Origin of the sequence: Treponema sp. OMZ 803, from assembly GCF_024181165.1 — a bacterium.
In the GTDB taxonomy this organism is placed as follows: domain Bacteria; phylum Spirochaetota; class Spirochaetia; order Treponematales; family Treponemataceae; genus Treponema.
Window position 1 is genome coordinate 1,197,034 of sequence record NZ_CP051195.1, and the last position, 14,913, is coordinate 1,211,946.

13 protein-coding genes are annotated in these 14,913 nt (G+C 46.2%); all 13 read left to right on the forward strand.

The genetic code is table 11. From position 1 onward, the window contains the following. Complete coding sequence (locus tag ABH09_RS05445) at positions 1-1,569, forward strand: spiro-SPASM protein (protein WP_253715510.1); 1,569 nt, start codon at positions 1-3, stop codon at positions 1,567-1,569. Beyond that, positions 1,541-2,506 (forward strand): glycosyltransferase family protein, encoded by a 966-nt coding sequence (locus ABH09_RS05450; RefSeq protein ID WP_253715511.1) that lies wholly within the window; start codon positions 1,541-1,543, stop codon positions 2,504-2,506. The genes ABH09_RS05445 and ABH09_RS05450 overlap by 29 nt, the downstream gene beginning before the upstream one ends. Beyond that, entirely contained in the window at positions 2,503-5,238 is a 2,736-nt protein-coding gene (locus ABH09_RS05455; protein WP_253715512.1) for a cytidylyltransferase domain-containing protein, read from the forward strand. Before ABH09_RS05450 ends, ABH09_RS05455 begins: the two co-directional genes overlap by 4 nt. After that, positions 5,231-7,081 (forward strand): ATP-grasp domain-containing protein, encoded by a 1,851-nt coding sequence (locus tag ABH09_RS05460; RefSeq protein ID WP_253715514.1) that lies wholly within the window; start codon positions 5,231-5,233, stop codon positions 7,079-7,081. Before ABH09_RS05455 ends, ABH09_RS05460 begins: the two co-directional genes overlap by 8 nt. Further along, positions 7,062-8,096, forward strand: a complete 1,035-nt coding sequence (locus ABH09_RS05465) for an N-acetylmuramoyl-L-alanine amidase (RefSeq protein ID WP_253715515.1) — start codon at positions 7,062-7,064, stop codon at positions 8,094-8,096. Before ABH09_RS05460 ends, ABH09_RS05465 begins: the two co-directional genes overlap by 20 nt. 259 nt (positions 8,097-8,355) lie before the next feature. Beyond that, complete coding sequence (locus ABH09_RS05470) at positions 8,356-8,910, forward strand: GerMN domain-containing protein (protein WP_162663361.1); 555 nt, start codon at positions 8,356-8,358, stop codon at positions 8,908-8,910. Further along, positions 8,907-9,971 carry a flagellar filament outer layer protein FlaA gene (locus ABH09_RS05475; protein ID WP_162663362.1) on the forward strand — a complete coding sequence of 355 codons (1,065 nt, stop codon included), beginning with the start codon at positions 8,907-8,909 and terminating at the stop codon, positions 9,969-9,971. The genes ABH09_RS05470 and ABH09_RS05475 overlap by 4 nt, the downstream gene beginning before the upstream one ends. Before the next feature lie 79 nt (positions 9,972-10,050). Continuing rightward, positions 10,051-11,280 carry a RelA/SpoT domain-containing protein gene (locus tag ABH09_RS05480; RefSeq protein ID WP_162663363.1) on the forward strand — a complete coding sequence of 410 codons (1,230 nt, stop codon included), beginning with the start codon at positions 10,051-10,053 and terminating at the stop codon, positions 11,278-11,280. Positions 11,281-11,328: 48 nt separating this feature from the next. After that, complete coding sequence (rpsT, locus tag ABH09_RS05485; protein ID WP_253715517.1) at positions 11,329-11,601, forward strand: 30S ribosomal protein S20; 273 nt, start codon at positions 11,329-11,331, stop codon at positions 11,599-11,601. Positions 11,602-11,879: 278 nt separating this feature from the next. Further along, on the forward strand, positions 11,880-12,218 hold the full coding sequence (locus ABH09_RS05490; protein ID WP_162663366.1) for an HU family DNA-binding protein: 339 nt from the start codon (positions 11,880-11,882) through the stop codon (positions 12,216-12,218). Then, positions 12,205-13,842, forward strand: a complete 1,638-nt coding sequence (gene lnt / locus ABH09_RS05495; protein WP_253715518.1) for an apolipoprotein N-acyltransferase — start codon at positions 12,205-12,207, stop codon at positions 13,840-13,842. The genes ABH09_RS05490 and lnt overlap by 14 nt, the downstream gene beginning before the upstream one ends. Then, entirely contained in the window at positions 13,839-14,246 is a 408-nt protein-coding gene (locus ABH09_RS05500) for a bactofilin family protein (protein ID WP_162663368.1), read from the forward strand. Before lnt ends, ABH09_RS05500 begins: the two co-directional genes overlap by 4 nt. Then, the gene (locus ABH09_RS05505) at positions 14,246-14,758 is read left to right on the forward strand and encodes a CinA family protein (protein ID WP_253715519.1); all 513 of its coding nucleotides are present in this window, start codon (positions 14,246-14,248) and stop codon (positions 14,756-14,758) included. The genes ABH09_RS05500 and ABH09_RS05505 overlap by 1 nt, the downstream gene beginning before the upstream one ends. Positions 14,759-14,913: the final 155 nt, after the last annotated feature.

A 14,913-nucleotide genomic window follows, 5' to 3' on the forward strand; every position in this document is an offset into this window, starting at 1 on the left:
ATGAAATCTTTTGTTGTGCTGGCGGCAAACGGTATTTCCGATTATGCGATGAGGCCGCTTACTCAAGGCGGTTGTGCAGCTTTCGCGTCCGCGCTGGATCGTGCGAGCCGTTTCCCCGATTATGCGGGTACCATTATAACCGCAGCAGCGGAGCAATGCGCTGCAATTCAAAAATACTGTAATGAACTCAATATACCGCCGGTGCGGGTCGTTCCGGTTGCGGAATCTACCGCTGCCGCTTTTTTTAAGGCGCTTGCCCCTTTTGCAGCGGAAGCCGACCATATTTTTATTGCGTGGGCGGACGCTCCGTTTTTAGACAGCGCGGGGGCGGCGCAGCTCTATGCTCAGCATTGTACTTATAAGGCGGAATACAGCTTTGCGGATGGATATCCCGAAGGACTTCTTCCGCAAATTGTCGCGGCAAGTCTTGTGCCCATATTGGCAGCGTTGCCTTTTGCGGCAGAGGTGCCGCTTGGGCGTTCTTTTCTGTTTGATACCGTCAAAAAAGACATAAACTCCTACGACTTGGAGACAATGATTGCGCCTGGTGATGTGCGGCACCTGCGTCTTGCTTTTTACGCCGATACCAAGGCTTCATGGCTCTTATGTCGACATTTTACCGGTATCACAGCGGAAAATTATGCTGCGTACATTGCCGAGCGGCAAGAATTCCTGCGGCCGCTGCCTGCCTATTACGGTATGGAAATAGTCGCCTATCATCCTTTACATTCTATTTATCGTCCGAACCTGTTTCCTAAAAACTTTGATGATTCTTGCTGTATGGACTTTGAAGCCGCCGCTCGGCTCATCGATGAGATTGCCGCTTTTTCCGAAAGTGCAGTAATTTCTCTGTCGCTCTATGGGGAGCCGCTCCTGCATCCTCGCTTTGCAACACTTGTCGCGCTGATACTGAACCACCAAAACCTTTCGGTATTGATAGAAACGAGCGGCATTGCGGATAAGACAGCATATAATCTTGACTATTTTACTCAACTCGCTCAAGTGTGCAGGGATGTGCCGCCGAGGAGCGGCGGACACTTGCCGATTTACTGGATTGTCGATATCGATGCGGCAGGATCGAAAACATACGGCGCAGTTCATCAACTTCTCGATGAGGAGGCTGAACGCTCTTTAAAGCAGGCGGTAACATTTGCGGATCAGTTGGCAAACGTTTTTCCCAAAGCAGTGTGGGTACAGATGACGCGTATGAATGAAAATGAAGTGGAATTGGAGCCTTTTTACCGGTTGTGGGAAAAACGGGAAGCAAAGCCGCTTATTCAAAAATACGATCACCTCTGCGGAGCGCTCCCTGACCGCCGCCCTGCAGATATTGCTCCGTTACAACGGCATCCCTGTTGGCACCTCAAGCGGGATATGTCTATTTGTACGGACGGAACCGTTCCGCTCTGTAAAGAAGATGTTAACCGTTCGGTTGTACTCGGGAACGCTTTTATGATGCCGCTCGAAACGATTTGGGAAAACGGCCGGCGTTACTATTGCGAGCAGATACAATCATGCTATAAGGGGGTATGTGAACACTGTGACGAATACTATACCTACAACTTTTAATGAACGGAAAGTTTCACATACTATTATCGGCGGTATGCAGTATCGAGGACAAAATAAGCCGGAAGATTTCTGTGTTGTCGTCTTGAACCGGGGTAGAAAGTATTATCGTCCTTTCTTTTTTGAACAGCTGTTAGCGGAAGGCTTTACATCCGTTATTTCGATAGAATCAAGCCCCGACGCAGGCGATATGGAAAGTCTGACAACGAAATTTCCGCAAGTACGCTTTTTATTGCCTCAAGAAAAGCTCACCGTCGGGGAGATGATCAATCTCGGTTTTGCCGAAACGGTTGCGCCGTATATTATGGTGCTCTGGAACGATACGCGTATTCCGCCGGGGAGCTTTACCGATCGAGTATTGGAGAAGATTAAGGAAGCGCATTTACTGTGTGCAGCGCCCGTGCTGGCGAATGTGCGCGGAGAGGCGGTGCCTAATCAAATGGTTCCCAGCCTAAGCGGAAATCGATTTTCGACCGAACAGTTCTCGTGTATCAAAAATAAGACGGCAACGATCTATCCCTATGATTTTATGGGAATATATAGTAGAAATAAGTGTATGCAGCTCGGCGGTTTCGATTATACTATTCAGAATCCTTATTGGCAAAACCTTGATTTCGGTTTTCGCGCCCACCTCTGGGGTGAAGCAATCCGTATCTTTACTTCTTTCAGGATTCATTATGAGGGAGAAACGCCGCCTGAAAATATCTCTACCGATGCTTCATATCGGCAGTTTTATCTCAAAAATCTTGCGCCGGAGCTGACGGGCGGATCTGCTGTGATTCCCTTCAAATTATTTTGGAGATATTTGCGTAACTCCGGTTTAAATCCGCTGCATGCATGGCAGCATTTTTCTGAAGCGCGGCGATGGGTTGAACTGAATAAGGATCGGTTTACCACCACCGCTCGTGCGCTAATAGAGCATTGGGAGCCTTTTATATGAGCGTTTATTCAGGCGTTGCCGTTGTTGTGCAGGCTCGCCTCAATTCTTCACGACTGCCGCGTAAGGCACTTTTGAACCTTTGCGGTAAGCCGCTTCTTGCCTATACACTTGCAGCAATGCGGGAGATTCCTGCGGAACGGTACATTCTCGCCTGCGATCATGCGTCGAAAGCCGAGTTTGCACCGATTGCTGAGCAATACCATTATACCCTGATCAGCGGTTCGGAGACCGATGTGCTTGGCCGTTTTTGTTCGGTTGTTAAGCAGTTTGAATCCTCGCTTCGCCCCATTACGACGATTATCCGTGCGACGGCCGATAATCCCTTTTTATTCACCGAAGCGGCAGAGGCCTCCGTTAAGCGGTTTGTCGAGTTGGGAGAACCGGATTACTTTACCTACACCGGTCTCCCGCACGGCAGCGGTGTCGAAATTTTAAAGGCAAAGAGTCTTCTTACTGCGGCGCAACTTACGAATGACTCGTATGACCATGAACATGTCGGTCCCGCGCTGTACCGGTATACCGATACTTTTATCTGTGTAAAGGAAACCGCTCCGCTGCAGTGGTATGCGCCGCACCTGCGGACAACGGTCGATACACAGGAGGATTTTAACCGTGCGGAATTGATGATGCAGTATCTGCAACGGGAAAAGACTGCAATGCCTCCGTCTTCGTCCGCGGTAATGAAGGCCTGCCGGTATGCCGGTAGAATTGCCGTTTTTGTTCCGTCGGTACGGGAAGGGCAGGGGACGGGACATCTCCGCCGCGCCTGTAGCTTGATACAAGAGCTGTCCCCTCAGCTGCGCTGTGTGCTGTATCTTCGATCTTCATCTACGTCTTCATTTGTACAGGATATCATTAAGAAGGCGGGGAGTATTGAAACCGTCAATGAAATTCCGGAGCAAGCATGTGTGTTTATCCTCGATAACTTTAGGACACAGGCCGAAGAGGTGCGGCAGCTTAAAAAAATTGCGCCGGTTGTCGCCTTGGATGAAGGCGGGGAGGGGAGGGCATACGCCGACTATCTGATCGATATTCTTCCTACATTGCCGTATCCCATTGAGTTATCTGACGTATCGGCATCGAAACTTTCGGCGGCTTCATCAAAGGTTTCAAGTTCCTCGCACTCCGCGTCGAACCGTACCGTCGATCGCCCCGAACATACTATAGATCATTCTTCACGTACTCCGGATCACTCCGAATTGGGCGAAGCGCTTCGCTCGAATATTACCGAAGTGCGTTTTATTGCGCTGCCTCAAAAGCGGAAGCGGGACGGCGCTTTAAAAAAATATGAAAAGAACGGAAAATACTTTTTTCCGATTGAGAATGCAAAACTTTTGGTTGCCTGCGGCGGAGAAGATGCTGCTCAAATGGGACTTCCGGTTGCCCGTACGTTTGCCGAGCTCGGCGCTGAGGTTTCTGTCGTTGAGCCTAATGAAAAAAACTATTCCCAGCAGAAGGTGAATCTCTATGTGTATCCTTATTTGGAAAATCTGCGGGATAGGCTCTGCGAATGGGATATCATTGTAACGCACTACGGCTTTACCGCCTTTGAAGCGCTCGCTGCGGGATGTGCCGTTATCCTTGTCTCTCCGACCGAATATCATTATCAACTCGGCATTAATGCGGGCTTTTCAACGATGCCTGCCGGTATTCCATCCGCTCAGGGTTTTAAAGCGTTATTCAAGGCCGGTATCGATATTCCGTCCATCGTTACGCCGCAATCAAAAGAAAAAAGCCTTGCCGATTTTATCTTAAAGCTTTCTACGGCAACCGCTCACCGCTGTCCGCTCTGCGACGAGCAGGCTTTGCTTCCTCCCGAAGGGAGAGCTGAAAATAAAACCGTTTCGCGCTGTCCTGTCTGCGGAATGTACTATCCGTCATTTATCGCTGCAGAAAAAAAAGACTACAGCGAACAGTATTTTTTTGAAGAATATCAGGCTCAGTACGGTAAGACCTATCTTGAAGATTTTGAATCGATTAAACGGCAAGGTTTACGGCGGATGTCAATCATCAATGCGATCTATGCGAAGGTCTTTAATGGAGGCAAGGAAGAGTCGCTTTTTGAAGGACTGCACCATGGGACAAAGCGGATTCTCGATGTGGGCTGCGCTTACGGCCCCTTCCTTGCGGCTGCGAAGGAGTCCGGTTGGAATCCCGTCGGTACCGATATTTCGGCGGAGGCTGTGCACTATGTTTGTAAGACGCTCCAGCTTCCCGCTTGTCAGGCTCCGTTTCCCGTACTTCCGGCACGGTTTCCCTTTACGGTTGAAAAAACATTTACCGAACAGCATAATCAGTCTCTCAGTATTCCGCTGGAATCAGGCGGCTTTTCTGCGGTAACGATGTGGTTTGTTATTGAGCATTTTCAAGATTTGAATTCGGTGCTGCAGAAGGTCTCTGATCTTTTGATTGGAGGTGGAATTTTTGCTTTTTCCACGCCTGCGCTGTCGGGCGTTACCGGCCGGTGGAATCGTCGACTCTTTTTTGCGCAAAGCCCAACCGATCACTATACCATCTGGGATAGATGGCAGGTGAAAAAACAGCTGGAACAATATGGATTTACCGTAAAAAAGATCGTATCTATCGGGCATCATCCGGAGCGGTTCCCCCATGCTGCCAAGATAAGGAAAGGTGGCTTCCGCTGGAATATATTGATGTTGGTCAGCAAGCTCTTTAAGTTGGGGGACAGTATGGAGATCTATGCGGTAAAGCAAGGAGCGTTTGATGACTAAAAAACGGGTGTTTATGCTCGGTGCGGGCTTTATGCAAGGTATTGCGATACGCGCTGCCCGCGCGCTCGGCTGCACCGTGGTTGCAGCCGATGGAAATCCGTCCGCGGTGTGCGCTGCGGAAGCCGACGAGTTCGTATGCATCGATTTAAAAGATACCGCGCGCCTTATCGACTATGCGCGGTATTTGCAGCAAAACGGCGGACTTGATGCGGTGTTTACCGCCGCGACGGATTTCTCCGCCGCAGTTGCCGCTATTGCGGCTGCCTGCGGTTTGCGCGGGCACACGCTTGAAGCGGCGCTCAATGCGACGGATAAGGTACGGATGCGGGAATGCTTTCGCAAAGCCGGTGTACCGTCTCCCGCTTTTATTGAGCTGACCGCCGCCGACCTTGCAGCTCCGGCTGACCGTTTAGAAGCAAGGGGTAATGTCCGGTATAGTGATCTAGGGGCAGCTACAGCCGATACACTTGAACGACGGCTTGGCGAACTTGCAGGGCGTTTTCCGCTGGTGGTAAAGCCCGTCGACAACATGGGCGCCCGCGGATGCTCGCTGGTTAAAAATCTTTCGGAATTACGGAAAGCGGCTGCTACGGCATTGCAGTATTCGCGGAGCGGGCGCGCCATCGTCGAAGAATACATAGAAGGAAGTGAGTTTTCGATTGAAGGGCTGATCTTCGGCGGGCGGCTGTATATCACCGCGCTTGCCGATCGGCATATCTTTTTCCCCCCGTATTTTATCGAGATGGGGCATACCATCCCGTCGGAATGCACGCAAGACATTGCCGATGAGGTTATATCAGTGTTTGAGCGCGGTGTTCATGCGCTCGGCTTAACCGACGGGGCGGTGAAGGGCGATATTTTGGTGCGGAACGGCAAGGCCTTTGTCGGAGAGATCGCCGCCCGCCTTTCCGGCGGTTACATGTCCGGCTGGACGGTGCCGTACAGCTGCGGTTTGGATATTACGGCGGCAGCTTTGACCCTTGCACTCGGCGGCTCGCCCCGGCTTCACACCTGCGGAAAGGATTTTTTCGTAGTGCCGCTCAAGCAAAACTGTCCGTTTGTGTCTGCGGAGCGGGCATGGATTTCCATTCCCGGGCAGGTGGCATCCGTCAGCGGCTTGGAAGCCGCACGCGCAGCGCCCTTTGTCAAAGATGTGTTTCCCCGTGCCGGTGCAGGCGATACAGTGGTGTTTCCACAAAACAATGTCGAAAAATGCGGCAATGTACTAAGCGCTGCGCCGAGCCGCCGAGAAGCGGTGCAGGCAAGCGAGGCTGCCTGCCGGAAAATCGTACTGCGGCTTAGACCTCATGTTGCGGAAACCGATGCTTTCTTGGCGGAGCTGCACTCCCCGGCGGAACAGCAGATCTTTCCACCGAATTTTTTGCAATTTACGGAACCGCTCGCCGGCGCCGAGACCGCTGCAAAGGTCGCTGTCGAGGTTCTTGCCACGGCTCCTGCGGCAGATAGTAAGGGGCAACGCAGCGGAGGTTCCTCAGCAGCCTCAAGCGCTTTTTTTGATCGGTTACTCGCGGATGCCGTTTACGAAGAAAAAGAAGGCTTTGTACTGCCTTGCTTTTTAGCGGCAGCACTTGGTACCGCCTGCGATCTGCAGGGCAGGTCGCTGAGGGAATTGCTGCATCAAGCGCTTGAGGAGGAGCCGGGATTGGCTTCCATACTGGGCATTTCCGGTTCGCCGGAAAGGAGTGCAGTGAGTGCTTTATCTTCGAGGAAAAGCCGTGGCTCATCTTCACTAGACATACAACGGAAGAATGGCTATTGGAAAGCTCTTATCCGGGGCGGACTACAAGGTTTACTCTATCGGTATGACTGCGAAAAGGTATAATGCCAAGTTTTTCATCGCTGTTGTTTTCCTTTTGCTCGTGAGCGTCGTTCCTGCGTTCTCTGCGGAAAAAAACGTCTCTGCGCTTGAGACGGCGGATAGGCTTGGCGCCGACCTCACATGGGATCCACTTTCGCAGGAGATAACGTTTACAGTCGGGAACCATACGGCACAGTGCCGGATCGGTACGCCGCTTGTGTTTTTTGACTATCGTGAAACGATAATCGCTCAAGCTCCTCTGATGGGAACAAATGCTCAGCCGCAGCTTCCTGCAGCTCTCTTTACGCAGCTAGAGACTTTTTTTAAACAGTTCGACATCGGCTCATTTTTCCGTGTCGGTGCGATCCTCATTGATCCCGGACACGGAGGAAAAGATCCCGGCACGACCGGCTCTTATGTCGAAAACGGTAAAACTATCCCCGTTTATGAGAAAAACATTGCATTAAGCGTTTCACTTTCCCTCTATGATATGTTGCGCAAGACTTATCCCGATAAAAAAATTCTTCTAACTCGTTCGGATGACACGTATCCCAGTTTAGAGGAACGGGTTGAGATGGCAAATAAAGTATTACTTAAGAAAAATGAAGCCATCCTCTATATTTCAATCCACGCAAATGCTTCTCCGTTTAATAAGAAACCTTACGGTTTTGAGATCTGGTATTTGCCTACCGACTATCGACGCAATTTAATCGATAAAAATACAGCATCAAGAGAGATTGCACATATTTTAAATATAATGCTTGAAGAAGAATTCTCTACCGAGAGTATTTTAATCGCAAAAAATATTTCAGACGGATTGGAAGCGCAGATCGGTAAAGAGAGTAAAAACCGCGGTTTAAAAGAAAAGGAATGGTTTGTGGTACGGAATGCAAAGATGCCGAGCGTGCTCATCGAGCTGGGCTTTGTAACAAACCCCGAAGAAGCGAAACGGTTGAATACTCCTTCCTACTTGCAAAAATGCGCACAGGGAATATATAATGGCCTCACTGCATTTATCTCTCGCTTCGAGGGTCAATAGGTAAAATTGGGTAACCGCACGAGAAATATTTGAGCGCGGTTACCTTCCTTTTGCACGAAATTTTTTTCGAAAATTTCGTGCGGTTTATTGTTAAAATAAGGGTAATCGCATCAGACAAAATAGATAAGAATCGCAAAAAAATGAGGTTGGGCAACCATTTGAACCGCGAAGAGGTTCAACTCTGGTTGAACGGCCTCATTTTTCTGCGGGGATTCTCAAAAAATATCTGATGCGATTGCCCTGATAGGTAAGGTATGAGATGAGTTTTTTTACAAAGCAGAGGCTGATATGCTGGTCGTTGCTCAGTGTAATCGCCGGAATATTGTTTTTATCGTATATGGCGAGCCCTAAACTTGAGCGTGCTCTTCTGTATTTTCCCCAAAGTGATGGTGGTATCGGTATTGAAGAAAGGTATTTGCCGCAGCATCCCGAATCGGAGTTTGCCGTGTTGTTGGTGAATGAACTGCTGCTTGGTCCTGCCGATCACCGCTTTTTACGCTTTTCCGATCCCGAATTACTCCCGCGTAGTTGTTTTGTGCGTGATAATGCATTATATATCGATTTCCCTGCCCAAGTTCTAACGCCGAGCGTTAAAACTCCCGACTTTTATACCGTTTATAGTTTGTTACGAAAAAATATCGCGGTAAACTGTAAAAGTATCAATACCGTTTATTTTTATATTGATGGTATGCCTGCCTATGTAAAAAATTATCGTATTTCAACCGATAATAAAAGAGTTGACAAGAATAAGTATCTTTCGTATACTTATTCTCAACAGGGCATTCTTAACAATGGAAAAGGAGCTTTTGAATGAAAAGAACAAGCATACTTGTAGCAATTGCACTTCTCTTTATCGGTGCATTTGCGGTTGCTGAAGAAGCAATTTTGGTTGACTTTGCGTTATTGAACGCAGATATCCTTGCGGATAAGAATGGTGCTATGACTCAGAACCGCAAAACGGTTATGGACTATGCTACCGTCGCAGGTTCTACCTACACCGATGAGCAGAAGGCTCTGATGAGAACATCTTTGGCTATCGGTCAGTGGGAAGTGGTTTTGAACTCATCTTCTCGCAATCCGACTGCGGTTGCAGTTTCTCATGCTACCGAAGCAAAAGTCAGTGATGAAGCAAAAAACTTTGCAGGTCAAACCTTAATGGGTGTCCGCATTGAGTTTCCTCTGTGGGCACATAATGCAAGTGCGACGATTGAACCGACTTTTGATATACCCGTCTATGAACCGCTTTCACAGGTTGATGAACAAGGAAATATTCAAGAGCCGACTGACGAAGAAAAAGCTTCTGGGAAGGGACGCTTTGAAGACGGATACGGCGTTGTTCGTAATACCGGTGTCATTAAGTCTATTGCGGTTAATACCTATGGTATGAACTTTCCTCACGGGCTGTATGTACTCATTCGCAATGAAAAGAATGAAGTAAAACGCTATTTCATGGGATATCTGCTGTTTGACGGCTGGAAAGAGCTTGTGTGGAATAACCCTGCTTATTTGACCGATGTACGCAGTCGCGAAACCCGCATCTATCCTGCTTATCCTACCTCACTTCCGTATAGCAGCTTTGCAGGCTTCTTGGTTACTCGTGACGCCGCGCATGAAGGTGGGACGTTTGTAGGTTACTTCAAAGATGTTAAGCTTATCTATGATAAAGCTGTATTGAATACTGTACGCGATTTTGCTGATGAAAATATCTGGGGCATCCAGACAAAGATGAACAACGAACGCATGCAGCTTGAGATGTCTCGTTTTGGCCAAACACAGGTTCTTCGCTTCTTGGAGCAGGAGAAGATGGCAACCGAAGCAGGGTTCACACCTTCTGAAGGTTCTGCTGCTGCGACGGCTGGAAATACGAATCAATAGCTGATTTAAGTTAATGATAAAATAGGCGGTGTTTATCTATAAGTAAGTACCGCCTATTTTTTTTGTTCTGAATTTGGTTATGGCATTTAATACTGTGTGGATACCCGATAAAAACCAATTAAAAAGCCAATATAACGAATTCCATGCACATTTTACCGTATTATTAAAACGTCTTGAAGATCATTTGCGAGCAACCGTTAAAGTATCTGCACTGCTCACTTATAAAACACGTGTAAAGAGTTTTGACAGTTATTACAAAAAATTATTAAAATTCCCCCCTACCGATCCAGCAATTCGATTTCCTCTTGTAACCGATTTAATTGGTATCCGAATTGTATGTCCTTTTTTACAGAATCTCAGTGAAGTTGAAAATATCCTTATAAAAAATTTTACTGTCAGAGAGGTGGAACGAAAAGGAGCGGATCGTACTTTTTGTGAATTCGGCTATGAGTCTACTCATATTTTAGCGGACATCCCTGAAAGCTTTAAGGTGGGATTACTGCTGCCGGAAAATTTAATCTTTGAAGTCCAAATTAGAACAATTTTACAAGATGCATGGGCTGAAGTTGAGCATGAGCTGATTTATAAATTTGAATTTTCTCCTTTTGATTTTCCTCTTAAGCGAAAGTTTGCCTCAATTAATGCAAGTCTTAGTCTCGCAGATATACTCTTTCAAGAAATTAGAGATGCACAGACCAGTTTGAATATGGAACTTGATAGGCGGCGTGAACAGTTTTATTTGCGTGCCGACGAATTTACAGATGGTTTACTCGGTGATCATTCGGGAGCTGAAGAAAAATCCGGTATGAATTCATCGAATACTTCCTCTTTGGAAACAATTGATACTATGATTTTTTATGCTATCAAGGCTCATAACAATGGAGATTTTCAAACGGCAGAAACACTGTATACTAAAATATTAAATCAAAAACCGAATGCGCTGGTAGCTTCGATTGTCTATAAGCATCGCGGTATGGCTTTTTTTGCACAAGGTGCCTACGAAGATGCATATAAAGATTTTTCTGCCAGTCTGAATGAAAATCCTAAAAATTTCCGCTCTTACTACTATGCCGGAATCGTATTGATGATGATGAATAAAAATTCCGAGGCCATCACAATGTTTAACAAGTCTCTTGAAATAAACGGATATCAGGCGCATGTATATTTTAGGCGTGCTTTGGCTTATTTTCAAGAGGATCAGCTTATCTTGGCTTTACATGACCTTGACAATGCCGCTGCACTCGGGCTCTCTGCGGAAGAAGAAAAGAAATTACGGGCAGCTATTGCAAAAAAGATCGATATGGTTTAATATTACAACCCTGTATTGATTGCTAACAATTTTATTGGAGGTTTATAAATGGCAAATAATGCATCCGCTATAAAACGTCATAAACAGAGTGAAGTACGCCGTATCCATAATAAATCGGTGAAGTCGGCGGTACGAACATGCGCTAAAAAATATACACTTGCTGTTATTGAAAAAAATGCTGAATCCGCTGTGACGTTATTAAAGGAGCTTGCGCATCAGCTTGATAGCGCCGCTCGGAAAGGAATTATTACAAAAAATGCTGCTGCGCGAAAAAAGTCTCGTATGCAAAAGTTGTATAATGTAACTTTTTCACAAAAATAGCGTATTTACCTTTACATTTTAATTATCCCTTATCTTTTCTCCGATTTTATGAATCAAATAGTGGAGGGCCGTAGCTTTTGTGTTTTTATATCGGCTAGAAAATCGCTAATGTATGATTTTTTAATTTTAAGGGATAATATGATAAAAATGGAATCTCCTTACGCTTTTGCCTTTTTAGCGCAACAGCCGACTGACTTTCTTGTGATATTATTGAATGTTCGTGTCGCTGCATTAAGGGCACTTATAGATAGTTTCGTATTCCGTCTGGAAGGTTAAAGATGAGTAAACATAAGCAAATAATTAAACAAACAAAAACAAGTATTGTTGATGCAATTTATAAAAAAACAGATCACATGCTGAAGGACATTCACTCCGTAAGCGATTTGTTTTTTTCAGAAATGTTTCAAGCGCTGCGACGCGGTGAAACAATAGAAATTCGTGGCTTCGGTACGTTTTCAGTGCAATTTCGTAAGGGGCGAAAAGGTATGCGAAATCCTAAAACAGGTGAATTGGTGAATACGGAGGATCATTCAGTTGTCGTATTTCGTCCGGGAAAAATATTGAGTGCAGCTGTACGACCTATTGTGGAGAAGGACTCTCCGGATGCAGAGAAGTAGGAAGCTTGCTTATTGGGGTGTTAACGTCGCTCTGCTCATAAGCTCTTCTGCTCTTTTTGCTTTTTCGCAGCCCGGGTTTTTAGTTTCGACCGGGTTGCCGTTTCTCGCATATTTTATTTTTGTTCCTCTTTTTATTTTAGTTCGTAGAATTTCATTCCTTTCTTCTTTTTTATGGGGTGGAATTTACGGGGTGTTTAATTATTGTATTTTTAGTTATTGGCTGTGGGGGTTCCACCCGCTTGCAATGTATATTGTTGCACTGGAATACTTTTTTTACTATATGCTAACGATTCCACTGCTTAAATTAGCTGATATCTATTTTCCTCGATACGGTTTTATCGTTCAATGGTTAATCTGGATCGGATACGAGTATATTAAAACGCTTGGCTTCCTTGGTTTCTCTTATGGTTTGATAGGGTATTCGCAGTGGCAATTTATCCCACTTATTCAGATTGCCTCAATTTTTGGCGTATGGGGAGTTTCTGCACTGGTATGCTTCCCTTCTGCATGGATAGCTGCCGGAATAAAAACTCATTGTAAGGAGCCTGTTCGGAATTGGCTGCATGGGCTTCGCGCATTTGCTTATAAAGAACGCATCCCCGCTTTGATGTGGGGTCTTTGTTTTGTTGCAGCATTGATTTTCGGTTTGTCCATTCAACGCGATTATAAAGACTTGCCGACTGCTCGTATTGCGCTTATTCAGCCGAACTCCGATCCATGGGTAGGAGGAGTTGAGTCATATAAAAGAGATTTTAAAACGCTTAAGAAACTTTCTGATCAGGCTATTGCCGGCGATCCGAACCTTGCACTGGTCGTATGGCCGGAAACCGCTTTTATACCCCGTATCGATTGGCACTATCGGTACCGTGAAGATCGAAATACTTTTGAGTTGGTGCATGAGCTTTTAACCTATTTAGACGAACAGTCGGTGCCGTTTTTAATCGGAAATGATGATGCGGTAAAAGCGGTAACCGATACGGGCATAGAAGAGCGGCTCGACTATAATGCTGCTTTGCTATTTTGTCCTAAGGAGAATGTATTGCCCCCAAACCCCGAACGATATCGGAAGATGCATTTAGTGCCTTTTACCGAGCATTTTCCATATAAAAAAGCTTTTCCGGCTATCTATGACGCATTAGTTGCGAATGATACTCATTTTTGGGAGAAAGGACTCGAAGCGACGGTTTTTTCGGTGAATGGATTGGAGTTTTCCGTTCCGATTTGCTTTGAAGATACGTTCGGGTACATCACACGGCGTTTTGCACGTCATGGGGCGAAGTTATTTGTCAATATGTCGAATGACGCATGGGCAAAAAGCGTTGCCTGCCAATATCAGCATTTAAGTATGAGCGTGTTTCGAGCTGTAGAAACGCGCTTGCCGATGGTGCGGGCAACTGCATCGGGGCAAACGGCGGCAATTAGTCCGCATGGGCATATTACTGCGATGCTAAAGCCGTTCATCGAAGGGTATCTGTGCGTTGATATTCCGGTGTTTACAGCAAGGTCGAATACATGGTATGTGCTGTGGGGTGATATTTTTGGACTTATAGCAGCAATAACGGCTGGGTGCCTCTTGATTATCGGTTCAGTACGGACTATACTTAATTCTAGGAAAACTGCATGAAAAAAATCGATAAAGAAAAAAAACTAACCGTTTTAGGAAAAGAGACGGTTTTTGACGGTTTTTTGAAATTTAGTGAAGACTTGCATATCCAAGGTACTTTTTCGGGCGCTATAGATGCGCAAGGGTTCTTGTTGATAGAAAAAGGTGCGGTTTGTAAAACTCAGTATATCAGAGCTGCTTCAATTGTTATTGAAGGTACTGTGTACGGCTCTTTAACGGCTGCCGATAAGATAGAGATGAAGGTCGGCAGTGTTGTGCATGGAGATGTTCATGCTGCCCGCATTAAGATTGCAGATGGCGTTTCGTTTGAAGGTGCCGTACATATGATTCGGGACAATGCCGGAGTTGACGGAAATCTTTTTTCCATGCATCCCGAACAGCTCAAGCAAAAGCTGCGTAGCTAATGTTTCCGCAAATTCATTATATATTTGACGAACTAAAACGTAGAAATCTTTTCCTTGTAACGGCGGAATCGCTGACCGGCGGTTTGATTGCAAAATATATTACGGATGTACCGGGAGCTTCCGCTGTTTTCTGGGGTGGTTGGGTTACATACTCGGCAGAGGCAAAGCGCCGGCTATTGAATGTCTCTACTGAAATCTTGGAACGGTTTGGCGTGGTAAGTGTAGAAACAGCGACTGCAATGGCGAAAGGCGCATTAGCGATTGCATCCGATTCCTTGAACAAGTGCGGTTATGCAATTGCAGTAACCGGATTAGCGGGACCTTCCGGAGGTACTCCGCAACTGCCAGTCGGCACGGTATGTATCGCCTGTGCGGCTAATGAACATACCGCTTGTGTGTATTCTGAAAAGTATCTGTTTAGCGGTACGCGCGATGCTATCCGTGAACAGACCTATACTGCTGCAATGCAAATGTTATTACAGCGACTGAAAGAAGATTGCCAAAACCGATAAAGTTAAGGCGATACTCTTGACAAGATAAAAAGCAACAAGATACAATAAGAAAGTTGCCGAGCAATCTAACGATGATGCTCGGCAGTGACTTTGGCATTTCAAATTTCACAGTAGGCCTGTATGATCTAAAAAAGCCTTATTGCGAAATAAACGGA